This is a genomic window from Micromonospora sp. ATCC 39149 (genome assembly GCF_000158815.1).
Taxonomy (GTDB): Bacteria; Actinomycetota; Actinomycetes; order Mycobacteriales; family Micromonosporaceae; genus Micromonospora.
Map to the genome: position 1 here is coordinate 2,405,666 of NZ_GG657738.1, position 15,256 is coordinate 2,420,921.

At 75.5% G+C, this 15,256-nt stretch carries 9 protein-coding genes; 3 read left to right on the forward strand and 6 right to left on the reverse strand.

Going from position 1 to position 15,256, the window contains the following annotated elements:
* The 4 genes from MCAG_RS10040 to MCAG_RS10055 form a co-directional block, all read right to left on the reverse strand.
* On the reverse strand, nt 1-1,378 hold a 1,378-nt coding region (locus MCAG_RS10040), incomplete at its 3' end, for an ATP-dependent helicase (RefSeq protein ID WP_369751312.1).
* Nucleotides 1,375-4,995, reverse strand: coding sequence for an ATP-dependent DNA helicase (locus MCAG_RS10045; RefSeq protein ID WP_036373019.1), 3,621 nt, complete (start codon nt 4,993-4,995; stop codon nt 1,375-1,377). The genes MCAG_RS10045 and MCAG_RS10040, both read right to left, overlap by 4 nt.
* 65 nt (nt 4,996-5,060) lie before the next feature.
* Nucleotides 5,061-5,606 (reverse strand): TIGR00730 family Rossman fold protein, encoded by a 546-nt coding sequence (locus MCAG_RS10050; protein ID WP_007072852.1) that lies wholly within the window; start codon nt 5,604-5,606, stop codon nt 5,061-5,063.
* 4 nt (nt 5,607-5,610) lie between these two features.
* A complete protein-coding gene (locus tag MCAG_RS10055) occupies nt 5,611-6,462 on the reverse strand; it encodes a TIGR00730 family Rossman fold protein (protein ID WP_007072853.1) in 852 nt (283 codons plus the stop codon).
* 164 nt (nt 6,463-6,626) lie between these two features.
* On the opposite strand from MCAG_RS10055, the gene MCAG_RS33580 reads away from it, so the two are divergent.
* On the forward strand, nt 6,627-6,794 hold the full coding sequence (locus tag MCAG_RS33580; protein ID WP_007072854.1) for a hypothetical protein: 168 nt from the start codon (nt 6,627-6,629) through the stop codon (nt 6,792-6,794).
* A 155-nt stretch (nt 6,795-6,949) separates the two neighbouring features.
* On the opposite strand, the gene dapE is transcribed toward MCAG_RS33580, so the two are convergent.
* Nucleotides 6,950-8,023, reverse strand: coding sequence for a succinyl-diaminopimelate desuccinylase (dapE, locus tag MCAG_RS10060; RefSeq protein ID WP_007072855.1), 1,074 nt, complete (start codon nt 8,021-8,023; stop codon nt 6,950-6,952).
* Nucleotides 8,024-8,047: 24 nt separating this feature from the next.
* Between dapE and dapD the strand changes: the two genes are divergently transcribed.
* Nucleotides 8,048-9,007 (forward strand): 2,3,4,5-tetrahydropyridine-2,6-dicarboxylate N-succinyltransferase, encoded by a 960-nt coding sequence (gene dapD, locus MCAG_RS10065; protein WP_007072856.1) that lies wholly within the window; start codon nt 8,048-8,050, stop codon nt 9,005-9,007.
* Nucleotides 9,008-9,059: 52 nt separating this feature from the next.
* Here dapD and MCAG_RS10070 read toward each other — a convergent pair whose 3' ends face one another.
* Nucleotides 9,060-12,401, reverse strand: a complete 3,342-nt coding sequence (locus tag MCAG_RS10070; protein WP_036373021.1) for a S8 family serine peptidase — start codon at nt 12,399-12,401, stop codon at nt 9,060-9,062.
* A gap of 336 nt (nt 12,402-12,737) precedes the next feature.
* Here MCAG_RS10070 and MCAG_RS33585 point away from each other — a divergent pair.
* A partial coding sequence (locus MCAG_RS33585) for a hypothetical protein (protein WP_050777924.1) occupies nt 12,738-15,256 on the forward strand: 2,519 nt, incomplete at its 3' end.

A 15,256-nucleotide genomic window follows, 5' to 3' on the forward strand; every position in this document is an offset into this window, starting at 1 on the left:
CACGGCGGTGGTGGGCCGGTGCTGTGTTATCGGGGATGTGCTCGGGCAGCGCCCCCGGCATCCGGGCCGCCCCGCGCCAGGCCGCGAGGACGCTGTCGGCGATCCAGTCGGCCTCGTCGGCGTACGTCGGCAGGAGCGCGCAGTGCACGGTGCCGGCGGCCAGGCCGCCCGGCGTGCGGTGCGGAATCGGGTCGGCGACGCTGAGCGCGGCGTGCAGCTCCGGCACCCGGGCGCCCGCCGCCCGTAGCGGGGTGGCCAGGGCGTTCGCCACGCCCAGGATCTCCGGGCGGTTGCGCCAGCTCGTGGTGAGGCCCAGCACGGCGGCGGGCGTGCCGTCGGCGCGGGCGAACTCGGCCGGGAAGCGGTCCAGGGTGCCCGCGCTGGCCCCGCGCCAGCCGTAGATCGACTGGCAGGGGTCGCCGACGGCGGTCACCGGGTGGCCGCCCCCGAACAGCACGTTGAGCAGCACCACCTGGGCGTGGCTGGTGTCCTGGTACTCGTCGAGCAGCACCACCCGGAACCGGTCCCGCTCGATCGCGCCGACCGCCGGGTGGTCCCGGGCCACCCGGGCCGCCCGGGCGAGCTGGTCGGCGAAGTCCATCGCCTCGAAGTCGTCCTTGCGCCGGCCGTACGCGCGGACCAGCGGAAGCAGCTTGAGCCGGGTCTGCTGGAGGGCGAGCGCCCTGCGCACGTCGGCGTACACCCGGCCGGGGCGGGACTGCACGTCGGCGAAGAACCGGCCCGTCCAGGCGGCCAGGGCGTCCGGGTCGACCAGGTGCTCGTCCAGCTCGCCGGCCAGGGCCAGCACCGCGTCGGTGATCGTGCTGGGCATCCGGTCCACGCCGGTCATGTCGCCGTCGTAGTTGCGCACCAGCATGTCCACGAGTTGCCAGCGGGACGCCTCGGTGAGCAGCCGGGTGGACGGCTCGTACCCGGCGCGTAGCCCGTGCTCGGTGACGATCCGCCCGGCGTACGAGTGGTAGGTGGACACCGTCGGCTCACCGGTCAGGGGGTCGTCGAGCGGGTCCCGACCCCGCCGCCCGAGCCGGCGCACCAGTTGGTCGAGCCGGGTACGCACCCGGTGGGCCAGTTCGCCGGCCGCCTTGCGGGTGAACGTCAGGCCGAGGACCTGCTCCGGCCGGACGTACGCGTTGGCGACCAGCCAGACCACCCGGGCGGCCATCGTCTCGGTCTTGCCCGACCCGGCCCCCGCGACCACCAGCAGTGGCTCGACCGGCGCGGCGATGATCGCCGCCTGTTCCCGGGTGGGTGCGGGCAGCCGGAGCAGCTTCGCCAGCTCGACCGGCGTGTACCGGGGGCCGGAGTCGGCGGCCCGGGGCGCCGGGGTCGCGGCGCTGAACAGGGCGGGCTGGGTCACGGGTTCTCCGGGCGGCGGGGGGTCGGCGGCTCGACGACCTGGCGCCCCTGCCCGGACACCGGGCAGCTCGTGCGCACCGGGCAGACCCGGCACTTCGAGTTGGCGACCGCGGCGAAGGTGGCGGCGGCCATCGTATCCGCGGTGCGCCGGACCAGCGCGGTCGCCCAGCCGGCCGCCGGCCCCTGCCCCGCCGCCGGCTGGCTCTGCTCCCGGGCGTCCCGCGCACCGGTGCCGAGCTGCACCAGGGCCGCCCCGCCGGACTCGTCGCCGAACTCGGCGAACGCCCCCGCCTCGACCGCCGCCTGGTATGCCCCGAGCTGCGGGTGCTCGCCGATCTCCCGCTCGGTGACCACGGTGGACTTGCCGGTCTTCAGGTCGACCACCACCAGCCGGCCGTCGGCGTCGACCTCCAGCCGGTCCACCCGGCCGGTCAGCTCGACCGGTCGGTGCGGGTCGTCCAGCCGCACGGCGAACTCGTGCTCGATGGCCAGCAACCGGCGCGGGTTGCCGGCCAGCCAGCGCAGCAGCTTGTCCACCATCGCCTCGGCGCGCTCACGCTCCGGGCCCACCATCCACCGGGCGGCCAACTCGATCGCGTCGAACCGGGCCGCCACGTACTCCAGCAGGGCGGACCGGTCGGCGCTGGCGTCCTCGGCCAGCATCGCGGCGGCGTGCACCAGGTTGCCCACGCCCTGCGCGGCGCTGGCCGGGCCGCTGCCGCCGTGCCGCTCCAACAGCCAGCGCAGGCTGCACCGCAGGGCGCTCTCCATCCCCGACGGGGTGACCCGCACCGGCTCCCCCTCGTCGACCAACGGCCGGTCGTCGGAGAGGCCGCGCAGCCCCCACCAGTCGTCCGGGTGCGCGCCGGGCACCCCGGCGGCGGCGAGGCGGGCCAGCTCGGCCGCCGCCGCGCTACGCCGGTGGTACGGCGTCGCCGGGTCGGCCACAGCGGTACGCAGCTCCGCGACCAGCGCCGGCAGGGTCAGCGCCCGGGGCGGCCCGGCCACCGGCAGCGTCCCCCGGCCGGGCTCTACCCCGCCCTCGACCGGCGCACCGGCCCCCGGGTCGCCACCCTCGGCCTGGCCGGCGGTCCCCGGGCCACCACCCTCCGCAGGGCCGCGGCCGGAGCTGCCGTCCGGGGTCCCCTCCGGGCCGCCGTCCGGGTCGTCGCCGTGTCCCGGTGCGCCGTCGCCCTTTCCCGGTGGCCGGGTCGGATCCAGCTCGTACAGGAACCGGCTGGGCTGCTCCTCGTGGTCGTCGCCGCCGACCGAGGCCGAGGCGACCGCGCTGACCAGCAGCCGGCGGCGGGCCCGGGTCACCGCCACGTGGAAGAGCCGGCGCTCCTCGTCGAGCAGGGCGGAGGTCTGCCCGATGAGGACCGCCCGCCCGCCGTCGCCGGAGTCGCGGCCGGCGAGCACGTCCACCAACCGCTCGGAGCCGAGCAGGCTGCCGCGCAGCCGCAGGTCCGGCCAGACACCCTCCTGCACCCCGGCGACGGCGACCAGGTCCCACTCCAGCCCCTTGGCGGCGTGCGCGGTGAGCAGCCGTACCGCCTCGCCCCGGTCCGCCGTCGGTGCCAGGGTGTCCGCCGGCAGGTCCTGACCGAGCACGTGGTCGAGGAAGACCTCGGTGCGCGCGCCGGGCAGCCGGTCGGCGAACCGGGCCGCCGCGTCGAAGAGCACCAGCACGGCGTCGAGGTCCCGGTCGGCGGCCTCGGCGCGCCACCGCCGCGCCGTCTCGTGCTCCCCGGTCGCCGCCCGGCCGAGGGTGATCGCGCCGGCCCAGCGCTCGGCCAGCCCGCTGGCGTCCCACACCGCCCAGAGCACGTCCTCGGCGGTGGCCCCCGGCCGCTGGGCCGCCTCCCGGGCGATGGCGAGCAGGCCGGCGACCGCCTGCGCCGGCTCCGCCCAGCGCCGGTCGATCCCGGACAGCTCCTCCGGGTCGCGCAGCGCGTCCACGATCAGCTCCCCGGATGGGCGGCGGTCCCCCGCAGCCAGCGCGATCGCCCGCAGCCCCTGGCGCAGCCGCCGCTCGGCCAGCGGGTCGGCCCCGCCCAGCGGCGAGTGCAGCAGCGCCACCGCCGACTCCTCGTCCAGCCGGGCCGGCTCCAAGGCGCAGCGCAGCAGGAGCAGCAGCGGTGCGACCGCCGGCTGGAGGTGCAGCGGCAGGTCCTCCCCGTGCACCACGGTCGGCACCCCGGCCGTGTGCAGGGCCCGACGCAGCGACGGCAACTGCCGGGCGGTCGAGCGCACCAGCACCGCCATCCGCGACCACGGCACCCCGTCGAGCAGGTGCGCGGCGCGCAGCGCCTGGGCCAGCCAGGCGGCCTCGCTGGTGGCCGAGCGGAAGGTGCGCACCTGCACCGTGCCCGGCGGGGCGTCGGGCAGCGGACACAGCCTGCGGTGGGCGGCCGGGCCGCGCAGCCGGCCGGCGAGCCGCCGGGTCGCGGCGATCAGCCCCGGCCCGGCCCGGTACGAGGTGGTCAGCACGACCTGGGCGGCCGGGGCCCCGGAGGCGGTGCGGAAGCGGTGCGGGAAGGCGGCCACCCCGGCCGGGTCGGTGCCCCGGAACGCGTACGTGGCGGAGTCCGGGTCGGCGAACGCGACCAGGGACTTTCCGCCGCCGGCCAGCACGGCGAGCAGGTCGAGCTGGGCGGGGTCGGTGTCGGCCAGCTCGTCGACGTAGACGTGGGCCAGGCGGCGGCGCTCGGCCTCCAGCAGCTCCGGGTCGTCGAGCAGCAGGCCGGTGGCGGCCCGAACCAGCTCCGCCGGGTCGTACGCGATCGAGCCGCGGTTGCTGACGTCGCGCAGCGCGAGCACGGCCACGTACTCCCGCAGGAAGCGCGCGGCGGCCGGCCAGTCGGCGCGGCCCAGCCGCTCGCCCAGCCGGGCCAGCTCCACCGGGCCCACCCCGCGCTCCGCCGCCCGCATCAGCAGGTCACGGAGCTGGGCCGCGAACGCCCGGGTACGCAGGGCGGGGCGCAGCTCCTCCGGCCAGCCGACCGGGTCGTCGTCGGGCTCCTCGCCGACCACGTCCAGCAGCTCCCGGATGATCAGATCCTGCTCGGGGCCGGTGAGCAGGCGCGGCGACGGCTCGCCCCGCTCGGCGGCGGCCCGCCGCAGCAGCCCGTACGCGTACGCCGGGAAGGTGCGCACCAGCGGCTCGCGCAGCACCCGGTGCCCGTCGCCGGCCACCCGGGCCTCGATCCGGCGGCGCAGGTCGGTGGCCTGCCGCCGGCCGAAGGTGAGCACCAGGACCCGCTCCGGGTCGACCCCCTCGGCCACCCGGGCGGAGACTGCCTCCACCAGAACGCTGCTCTTGCCGGTCCCCGGCCCGCCCACGACCAGCAGCGGCCCGTCGGTGTGCGCCACGACCTCGGCCTGTGCCGGGTCGTCCCGCCACCCGTCACCCCAGGGCCGACCCGCCCCGGCCTCCCGCGCGCCGGCACCCGCGTCGCCAGGCCCGTCGCCCCGCGCGCCATCCTCGCCCGGCCCCCCGGCCCGACGCTCCGCCTCGGCCACCCGTTCGGGCCGACCGTCCCCCCACGCCGTCCCACCGGACCGACGGCCCCCCCGGGCCGCCTCGACAGGCCGGCGCACCAGCCGGTACGCCTGCATCCCCCCATCCCACCACGCCCCACCGACACCCGCCCCTCCCCCGGCCGCCGGGAAAGGGGTGGGGGTCAGGGGAGGTGGGATTCCAGGGTGTCCAGGGCTGCGGGGAGGGAGTCGGCCACCAGGAGGAGGGAGTGACCCGCCGGCTTGACGAAGTCGCGGGCGGTGAGGGTGGTGAGCCAGTCGAGCATGGGGCGGTAGAAGCCGTCCGCGTCGACCAGCACCATCGGCTTGGCGTGCAGGGCGAGGGTCGCGGTGGTCCACACCTCGAACAGTTCGTCCAGGGTGCCCAGCCCGCCGGGCAGGGTGAGGAACGCGTCCGACTTCTCGATCATGAGGGTCTTGCGGTCGGCCATGCTGGCCGTGACCAGCAGCTCGTCCGAGGCGAGGTCGGCGACCTCCAGGTCGACCAGGGACTGCGGGATCACCCCGACGGTACGGCCGCCGGCGGACCGGGCCCCGTCCGCCAGCGCGCCCATCATCCCGACGCAGCCGCCGCCGCTGACCAGGGTGTGCCCCCGCCGGGCGAGCTCCCGGCCGGCCTCGGCGGCGAGGTCCAGCCAGCGCTGGTCGAGCGTGCGGGAGGACGCGCAGAACACGCAGATCGCGGCCATCCGCTCAGTCCTCCCGGGCCGGCTCGGCGGCGGCCCGCTGGTCCGCCCCGGCGCGCCCGACGGCCTCCGCGCGGACCGCCTCCTGCTCGGCGGAGAGCGCCGCCTCGGCGTCCGCGATGTGCCGTACGGCCGCGTCGACGTCGTCGGTGAGGCAGATCAGCTCCAGGTCGACCGGGCCGATCTTGCCGTCGGCGGCCATCGTGTCGCGCAGCCAGTCGAGCAGGCCCCGCCAGTACTCCGTGCCCATCAGCACCACCGGGAACCGGGTGACCTTGCCGGTCTGCACCAGCGTCAGCGCCTCGAACAGCTCGTCCATGGTGCCGAACCCGCCGGGCAGCACCACGAACGCCTGGGCGTACTTGACGAACATGGTCTTGCGGGCGAAGAAGTACCGGAAGTCGATGGCCAGGTCGACCCAGTCGTTGAGGCCCTGCTCGAAGGGCAGCTCGATGCCGAGCCCGACGGAGAGCCCGCCTGCCTCGCTGGCGCCCCGGTTGGCCGCCTCCATCACGCCCGGCCCGCCGCCGGTGATCACCGCGTACCCGGCGCGGGCCAGGGCGGCGCCCAGTTCCTCGGCCAGCCGGCACTCGGGGCTGTCCGGCTTGCTCCGGGCGGAGCCGAAGACGCTGACCGCAGGCGGCAGATCGGCCAGGGTGTCGAAGCCCTCCACGAACTCGGACAGGATGCGCAGCGCCCGCCAGGCGTCCTTCGTCTTCCAGTCGCCGCGGGTTCGAGAGTCCAGCAGCCGCTGATCGGCGGTACTGGCGGGGATGGCGCCGCGACGCAGCGTGACCGCACCCCGGTGCCGCTCCCGCCCCGGCTCACGGCCCGAACCCCGCCCGCTGGTGTCGTTCATGGGAGCAACGGTAGTAGAGAGGCGGTCGCACGGCGCGGCGCCCCGCACCCAGGGACGGGTCGGAGAAATTTTCCGCGACCAGGGCAACTAATTCGGTCGCACGTACGTCTTACCATTCGTATACCGGGTATGCCCCGGCGCGCGCCTTCGGGGGAGGAGCCAGCGTGATCAGCAACAGCGAGATGATCCGGATCCGTCGGCAGATGCAGCGACGGATCCGGGACGTGGTGGCCGAGCGCCGCCGCGCCCGGCAGATGGAAGCCACCGTCGTCGACCTCACGGGCGACCCGACCGACGCCCGCCCCGAGTCGTCCCTGACCCCGACCGCCTGACCGCCACCGGCCGGGCCTTCGGCAGGGGCCGACCGACGCACCTCGCCGGGGCGGCCCGCCCACCGCAGCGCGCTGACGCGGGCCGCCCCCCCCCGGCCTGGACCGCCCCGAAGCCCGGTGACGTGGGTCGCCCCGCAGCGCCCCCGGGTGGGCCGTCAGACGGGGGCGAGCCAGCGGTGCAGGGTGGCCGCACCGTCGCGGATCTTGCCGATCTCGACGTGCTCGTCGGGGTGGTGGGCCAGGTTGGGGTCGCCCGGGCCGAAGTTCAGCGCGGGGATGCCCATCGCGGCGAACCGGGCCACGTCCGTCCAGCCGAGCTTGCCGATCGGCGCGGCACCGACGGCCGCCAGGAACTCCTTCGCCGGGGCCGCCTCCAGCCCGGGGGCCGCCCCGGCGGCCACGTCGGTCACCCGCAGCTCGAAGCCGTCGAAGACCTCACGCAGGTGCGCCTCGGCCTCGGCCGGCGTCCGGTCCGGCGCGAACCGGTAGTTCACCTCGACCTCGCACCGGTCCGGCACCACGTTGCCGGCGACGCCGCCGTTGATCCGGACCGCGTTCATGCCCTCGCGGTAGTCGCAGCCGTCGATGGTGACCCGCCGCGCCTCGTACGCGGACAGACGGCGCAGCACCTCGCCGGCACCGTGGATGGCGTTCACCCCGCGCCAGGAGCGCGCCGAGTGGGCCCGGACCCCGGTGGTGGTCACCACCGACCGCATGGTCCCCTGGCAGCCGGCCTCGACGATCCCGTACGTCGGCTCCAGCAGCACCGCGAAGTCCGCCTGGAGCCACTCCGGGTGCGCGTCGGCGACCAGGAAGAGGCCGTTGTACTTCGACTCGATCTCCTCCGCCTCGTAGAAGAAGTAGGTCACGTCGTAGCGCGGCTCGGGCAGGGTGACCGCCAGGTGCAGCGCATACGCCACGCCCGACTTCATGTCGGAGGTGCCGCAGCCGTACATGAGGTCGCCGCGCATGGTCGACGGGAAGTTGTTGTTGAGCGGGACGGTATCCAGGTGCCCGGCGAGCACCACCCGGGCGGTCCGCCCGAGGTCGGTACGCGCCATCACGGTGTTGCCGTGCCGAAACGTGGTTAGGTGCGGCACCCCGCGCAGCACCTCCTCGACGCAGTCGGCGATCGCCTTCTCGTTCAGGGAGACGGACTCTATGTCGACCAGTGCACGGGTCAGCGCCACCGGATCGGCGAGGACCTCGGGGGTCAGCGGGTTCTCCATGGTTCGCACGGTACCGTCACACACGTGACGACTGCACAGCCTGCGTGGGGCATCGGCCTCGCCACCATCACCGCTGACGAGCAGGTGCTCGACACCTGGTACCCGACGGGCAAGCTGGGGCTCGGCGAGCTGCCGCTGGTCCCGGGCGAGGACGAGGCGGACGTGCTTGACCTGCCGCCGGGGGTGGTCGGCGAGCGGTCACTGCCGGGTCTGCGTACCGTCCAGGTGGTCGCCGTGATCGGCTCGCTGGACGACCCGATCAAGGACGCTCCGGACGCGTACCTGAGGTTGCACCTGCTCTCCCACCGCCTGGTGCGACCCAACGAGCTGAACCTCGACGGCATCTTCGGCAAGCTGGCGAACGTGGCCTGGACGTCGGCCGGGCCGTGCCCGCCGGAGCGGGTGGACGAGCTGCGGGTGATCGAGCGGGCCGCCGGCCGCCACCTGGCCGTGTACGGGGTGGACAAGTTCCCCCGGATGACCGACTACGTGGTTCCCTCCGGCGTGCGGATCGCCGACGCGGACCGGGTCCGGCTCGGTGCCCACCTGGCCGCCGGCACCACGGTCATGCACGAGGGCTTCGTCAACTTCAACGCCGGCACGCTGGGCACCTCGATGGTCGAGGGGCGGATCGTGCAGGGCGTGGTGGTCGGCGACGGCTCCGACATCGGCGGCGGCGCGTCGATCATGGGCACCCTCTCCGGCGGCGGCACCGAGAAGGTGCGCATCGGCGAGCGGAGCCTGGTCGGCGCGAACGCCGGCGTCGGCGTCTCGCTCGGCGACGACTGCGTGGTCGAGGCGGGCTGCTACATCACGGCCGCCTCGAAGATCAGCCTGCCGGACGGCCGAATGGTCAAGGCCCGCGAGCTGTCCGGGGTGAACGGCCTGCTGTTCTGGCGCAACTCGGTCACCGGCGCGCTGGAGGCCCGCCCGCGCACGGGCCGGGGCATCGAGCTGAACGCCGCCCTGCACGCCAACGACTGACCGCGCGGGGCCCGGGCCCGGCGGGATGGGACCGCCGGGCCCGGACGCCCAGTCACCGCAGCCGGTACGCCTGGATGACCCGCGTGGTCACCGTGTTGCCGGCGGTGTCCTTCGCGGTGGCGCGCAGGGACGCGTACCCGGGGCCCACCGGGTGCGTGAGCGTCGCCACCCAGCCGGAGCCCTGGCGGCGCAGCTGCGCCTTGTGCCAGGTCCTGCCGCCGTCGTAGGAGGCGTCGACGGCCAGCGAGGCCACCTTCGCCTTCGGCGCGCCGTCCTGCGGTTCCACCCGCACCGGAACGGCGAAGGTACGGCCCGCCGGGGCGCTGTTGTCGGCCCGCAGCGCTGGGGCGAAGCGCACCGCCATCGCCGGCTGCGGCACGAAGTCGTCGCCGTCGACGTGCTTCGAGCGGAACGTCCACGCCCCGGTGACCTCGGTGCTCAGGTCGGTGAGGTCGCGTCTGGCCAGGATCTCCACCCGATAGTCCGCCGCGCCCGGCGGCACCTCGAAGTCGCCGTAACCGGCGTACCCGCTCTCCCCGACCAGCTTCCCGTCGCGGTACAGCCGGGTCCACTGGGGCTCGTTGAGCGATCCGCCGACGTGCCCGGCCGCGTCGCTGTGCACGGACAGGTCGACCGCGATGAGGTCGCCCTGGCGGGTGATCCCCTCGGACCCCCAGCGCCGCACCGGGAACGACGGCCCGTACGGGGCCACGCCCCACGTGTCGTGGTAGGTCCGCCCGGCCCGGTACTTCGTCAGCGGCGACGCCAGCAACGCCTGCACGTCCATCCAGCCCTCGTCGCTCTGGGTGCCGAAGTCCAGCTCGCTGCTCCACCGCACGGCGTCGGTGCTGTAGTGCTCCACCCGCTTGCCGGGCACCGCCGTGGGCAGGATCAGCGCGGAGCCGCCGGTGTTGTACTCCGGCTCGCCGAAGACGATGCGTTCGGCCGCCAGCCCCGGGTACCCGTCCCGGAAGGTCTGCACGACCGTGGTCAGGTCCTTGTCGCGGTAGTGCTTGACGAAGCCGGTCGGCAGCCGGCCGGGGAACGCCTCCAGCAGCGCGTAGAGGTACGGACTGACCTCGACGTCCTGGTCGACCCACTGGCTGCCGATGGTGGCGACGAAGCGCTCCGGCGTGCTCGCCGGGCCGAGGTGGGCGCTGGTCAGCCCGGCGAAGCCGTCGCTCCACACGCCGAAGGAGTACGAGCTGCCGTCCGCGCCGAAGAAGATCGCGCTGACGTCGACCAACGGGGCGGTCGCGCCGCGCTGCGGCACCGTGGCCACCACCGGCTTGCCGGCGCGGGCGTCGAGGGTGATCCGCAGGTTCCTGTCGACGACCAGCTCGGGCCGAGCGAGCAGGGTGGCCCCTACGGGCTCCCCCGCCTCGTCGGTGGCGAACATGAAGCTGGCCAGCCCGTACCGGCCCTTGGGGACGCGCACGGTCGCCGTGGCACCGCCGGAGAGGTCGGTGGGGAAGCCGAATGCGTCCAGGCTCATCAGGCTGGTGCCGTAGTCGCCGGTGGGCTTGCCGTCCCGGCCGATGTGGCTGACGGTGACGTCGTAGCTCTCCGCCTCGCGGTGCACGGCGATCGGGGTGACGGCCACGGTTTCGCCGGCCCGGGCGACGACCCGGCCCGTGTGGTGGCCGTCCGGGCCGTCCACCCGGGTGTCGGCGCTGACCTGGACCCCGGCCGTGCCGCCGGCCGGCACGGTGACCCGGGACGCGCCGAGCCGGAACAGGCCGGCGGGTGCCGGCTTGCCGTCGGGCCCGGTGGCCTCGATCGTGAGGTCGAGGGTGACCGGTGCGGTCCCGGAGTTGCGCCAGGTGATCGTCCGGTCGAGCACCGGGTCGTCGTCGTGCGGCCACCGCGCCCGGCCGAACGAGACGCTCACCGGGTCGCTGGTCACCCGCTGCCCGATCGCGCGGGCCACGTCGACCCGGCCCGCGCCCTGCTGGTACGCCGTCTGTGCGGGGTGCGGCTTCGCGGCGGCCATCAGGGTGGCCTTGAACGCGTCGGCCCGCCAGTCGGGGTGTTGCTGGGCGAGCAGCGCCACCGAGCCGGCGACGTGCGGGGTGGCCATCGAGGTGCCGGAGGCCGACACGTACCGGTCGCCGACCGGCTCGCCGAGGGTGGTGCCGGCGGCCCGGGCCGCGACGATGTCCACGCCGGGGGCGGTGATGTCCGGCTTGAGGGCGTCGTCGCCGGTGCGGGGGCCGCGGCTGGAGAAGTCGGCCAGCTCGTCGTTCCGGTCGACCGCGCCGACCGCGAGGGCGGCGTCCGCGCTGGCCGGGGAGCCGACCGAGCCGTCCATGCCGCTGTTGCCGGCGGCGAGGACGAAGAGGGTGCCGGTCTGCGCGGTGAGGGTCTGCACCGCCTCCTCCAGCGGGTCCACCTCCGGGGTGTCCCACCCGCTGAGGCTCATGTTGACCACGGTGGCCCGCTTGTCCACGGCGGCCCACTGCATGCCGGCGAGGATCGCGGAGTCGGAGCAGCCGTTGTCCTCGCACACCTTGCCGGAGACCAGCGTGGCGTCCGGCGCGACCCCCCGGTACTTCCCGCCGGAGGCGGCGCCGCTGCCGGCGATGGTCGAGGCGACGTGGGTGCCGTGGCCGATCGTGTCGCCCGGCTCGGGCACCTCGCTGAAGTTGCGCGACTCGGCGAGCCGGCCGGCGAGGTCGGGGTGGCCCGGGTCGACGCCGGTGTCCAGCACCGCGACGGTCACCCCCTTGCCGGTGAGCCCGGCCGCCCACGCGGTGGGCGCGCCGATCTGCGGCACGCTGTGGTCGACGGTGACCCGGCGCCTGCCGTCCAGCCAGAGCCGGTCGACACCCCCCGCCGTGTCGACGCGGGCCGCCACCCCGCCGGTGGTCACCGCGCCCCAGACCGCGCCGGCGCGGGCCTTCTCGGCCGTCACCGCCGCGCCCCGGATGGCCGGCAGGTCGCGGGTCACCCGGGTGCCGGCGATGCCGGCGACGGCCCGGCGGGCGTCCCCCGGCCGGTACGACACCAGCAGCGGCAGGCTGTCGCGGCGGGCGTCGTCGTAGCCCGAGGCGATCAGCTCGGTCACGTCGAACAGCCGCGGGTCCACCCGGCCGGAGCGCAGCAGCGGCAGGGCGTCCTGCGGCTGCACGGTGACGTGGCCGCGGTCGCGCCGGACCAGGAAGCGCAGGCCGTCGCGCCCCGCGCCGGGGCGGATGCTCACCGCCCCGGAGCCGGTGAGGGTGACCCGGTCGCCGGTGACCAGGGTGACGGTGGCCGGCCGGCGGGCGGCGCGCTCCGCCGGACCGGTTCCGGCGGCTCCGGTCGCGTTGGCCGCCAGCGTCGCGGGGGACGCGGCCATGGGAGACATGGCCGGCGCGGCGGCGGCCGGGGTGGTCAGGGGCGTGGCGAGCACCAGGCCGAGGGCCAGCGCCAGGCCGGCGGGTTTTCTTCCCTTTCGAAGGAACTTGATCCTCCTCGTGAACCGTCATCACTGATGGGCGTCGCATTGACAGGAGAAGAATTGCATACTCGGTATGCATAGTGAAGGGCGGGAAGGCGACGAACCTCCCCCGAAAGCCGAGATCGGGCAGGGATCGCCATCTGACGACGTCCATGAAGGACCGCATGCGAGCGCCGCCCGAAATCGGCAATCACGCCACCCACCTGCGAAAACGTCTCGCTCCAGGGGTGGCCGAAGCAGGGCCGGAGGGTGCACTCTGGGTAGTGGAGCCATCACTAGGAGGTACCGATGGCCGCTCGGGTGCTCGAACTGCGCGTACACGGGGTGTCCAACACTCCCCCGGACCAGGTGCTCGGCCTGGCCCCACAACCGGGCGACGACGGTCCCCGCCCCTGGCTCGTCGCCGGCGACGAGGTGACCGGTTTCTACCGCTCGACCGACGTCGGGCCGGACGACGCGCTGGTCGTCGAGGCGTACAGCTGGGGGCAGTTGACCTCCGGTGCGCGGACCGCGCGGGACGTCGAGCGGGCCCTCTGGACGCTGCTGCTGCCGTTCACGCTCGCGAACGTGGCCCTGCACGCCCGGCCGGGCATCCCGCCCGAGCCGGACCAGGAGCGCTGGGGCAGCCGGTCCGGGATCACCGCCTGGCTGGTCCGGCTGTTCTGCCTCAGCCTCACCGGCACGCTCGTCCTCGCCGCCACCGGCATCGGCGTGGATTTGATCGCCTGGCAGTGCGTCGACGAGGAGTGCCTGCGCCGTGTCCCGGGGACGTGGGAGTTCCTCGCACACGGCTGGTGGCGACAGGGCGCGCACTCGCTGGCCGTCGGCCTGGTGATCCCGCTGGGCCTGCTGATGCTGCTCGGCCTGCTCGCCTGGCGGACCTACCAGTACGAGGCGGAGATGCCGGCCGCACCGACCACCCGCCCGGCGGCCGACCCGGCCCCGGACGGAGACCCGGCCCCGGACGGCAACCCGCCGAAGGAGGGCTCCGCCAGCGCCAACCCGTTGCAGGACCCCACCTTCTGGTGCGGCGAGGGGCAACTGCGCCGCGCCGGGGTGCTGCACCTCTGCGTCGGCTCGGTGGTCGCGGTGGCCGTGCCGCTGGGCGCGGTACTCGCCATGGACCCACCGCTGGGCGTACGGGCCGCCGTCGCCTGGCCCACCGTGGCGCTGCTCGGCGCGGTGGTGCTGATCGCCGTGGTGGCGCTGGGCCGGCCCTGGCTGAGTCGCCGCGGCGGGGACACCCCCCTCGGCCCGTGGAGCGTCGCGGTCATCGTGCTGACCTGTGCGGGGGTGACCGGCACCATACTGCTCCTGCTGCTGCCGGACGGCCCGGCCGGTACCCCCCTGGCGCAGCTGCGCCCACCGGCCGGATGCGTCCACGACCCGGCCCCGGCCGGCTGCCTGGACGACCACTCGCTGCCCGGCTACGACTGGATCATCGCCTGGTACGGCACCGGCCAGGTGCTCCTGCTGGCCGCCATCGGCGCGGTGGCCCGGTCCGGCCGACGGGCGCTGGGCGCGCCGGTCGCCGCCGCGCTGCTCCTCCCGCTCGGCGTCGCCTGGATCGCCGGCTGGCTGCCCGCGACCCCACCGGCACCCGAACGGCTGGACGACTGGATGCTCACCATCCCCGCGATCGCGCTGGCCGGCGTCGGGCTGCTGCTGCCCCGCACCGGCCCCGCCGCGCCGCCCGCGCCCGGGCAGCCGCACCCGGACCTCGCATGGGGCGGGCGGGGACCGGCAGTGATCGCCGGGTTCGGCTGGCTGCTCGGCATCGCGTACTGCTCCGGGGTGCTCTACTGGGTCACCGACCGGCTCACCGACGGCGACGCGGCGGGCGGCCGGACCGGGGTCGTCCCGCCGCTGCCGGTGATGTGGGCCGGGCTCGCCTTCGCCGTCGCGGTGCTCGCGCTGGCCGGCGTCGCGCTGCGCGCCGGCCTGCTCTTCCACCGGCTCCGCCGGCAGGAGTACGCCGAACTGGTGCCCGGCGACAACGCCCTCTCCGCCCACGACCGGCGTCGCTGCCGCGACGTGAGCGCGTTCCGGGCGCTGCACCGGCTGGTGGGCGAGCACGCCATCCGCCTCATCGGCTGGTACGCGGCGGTGGGCGCCGCCCTCGCCACCCTCGGCTCCGCCGCCGCCCTCTCCGACGTCCCGCCGGACGCCGCCACCGTGACCGGGTGGCCGATGGTGGTCAAGGCGGTGGCCGACGCCGGGGACACCCTGCTCGGTTGGCTACCGGTGGCGATCGCGGCCGTGGGGCTCATGGTCTACCGCAACGACACCGTGCGCCGCTCGGTCGGGGTGATCTGGGACATCGGCACCTTCTGGCCCCGGGCCGCGCACCCCCTCGCCCCGCCCAGCTACGCCGAGCGGGCGGTGCCGGAACTCCAGACCCGCACCGCCGGCCTGCTCGCGCTCGGCGAGCACGACCTGCGCCGGGTCGACGGGATCATCCTCTCCGGGCACAGCCAGGGCGCGGTGATCTGCGCGGCGGTGCTCCTGCAACTCCCCGCCCGCTGGCGCCGGCGGATCTGGTTCTTCTCCTACGGCTGCCAGCTCACCCAACTGTACGGACGGGTCTTCCCGGCGTACTTCGGGCCGGACCGGCTGCCGGCGCTGGCCGACGCGCTGCGTGGGCCGTCGGGCCGGACCGGCTGGACCAACTTCTGGCGGGACACCGACCCGCTCGGCTGGCCGGTCACGGCCGGCGAACGGGACCTCCCCGTCCACGACCCGGACGCGCTGCACCCCACCGGCGGGGAGGTCGCCGACCCCGCCGATCCCGCAACCACAGCGGCTAC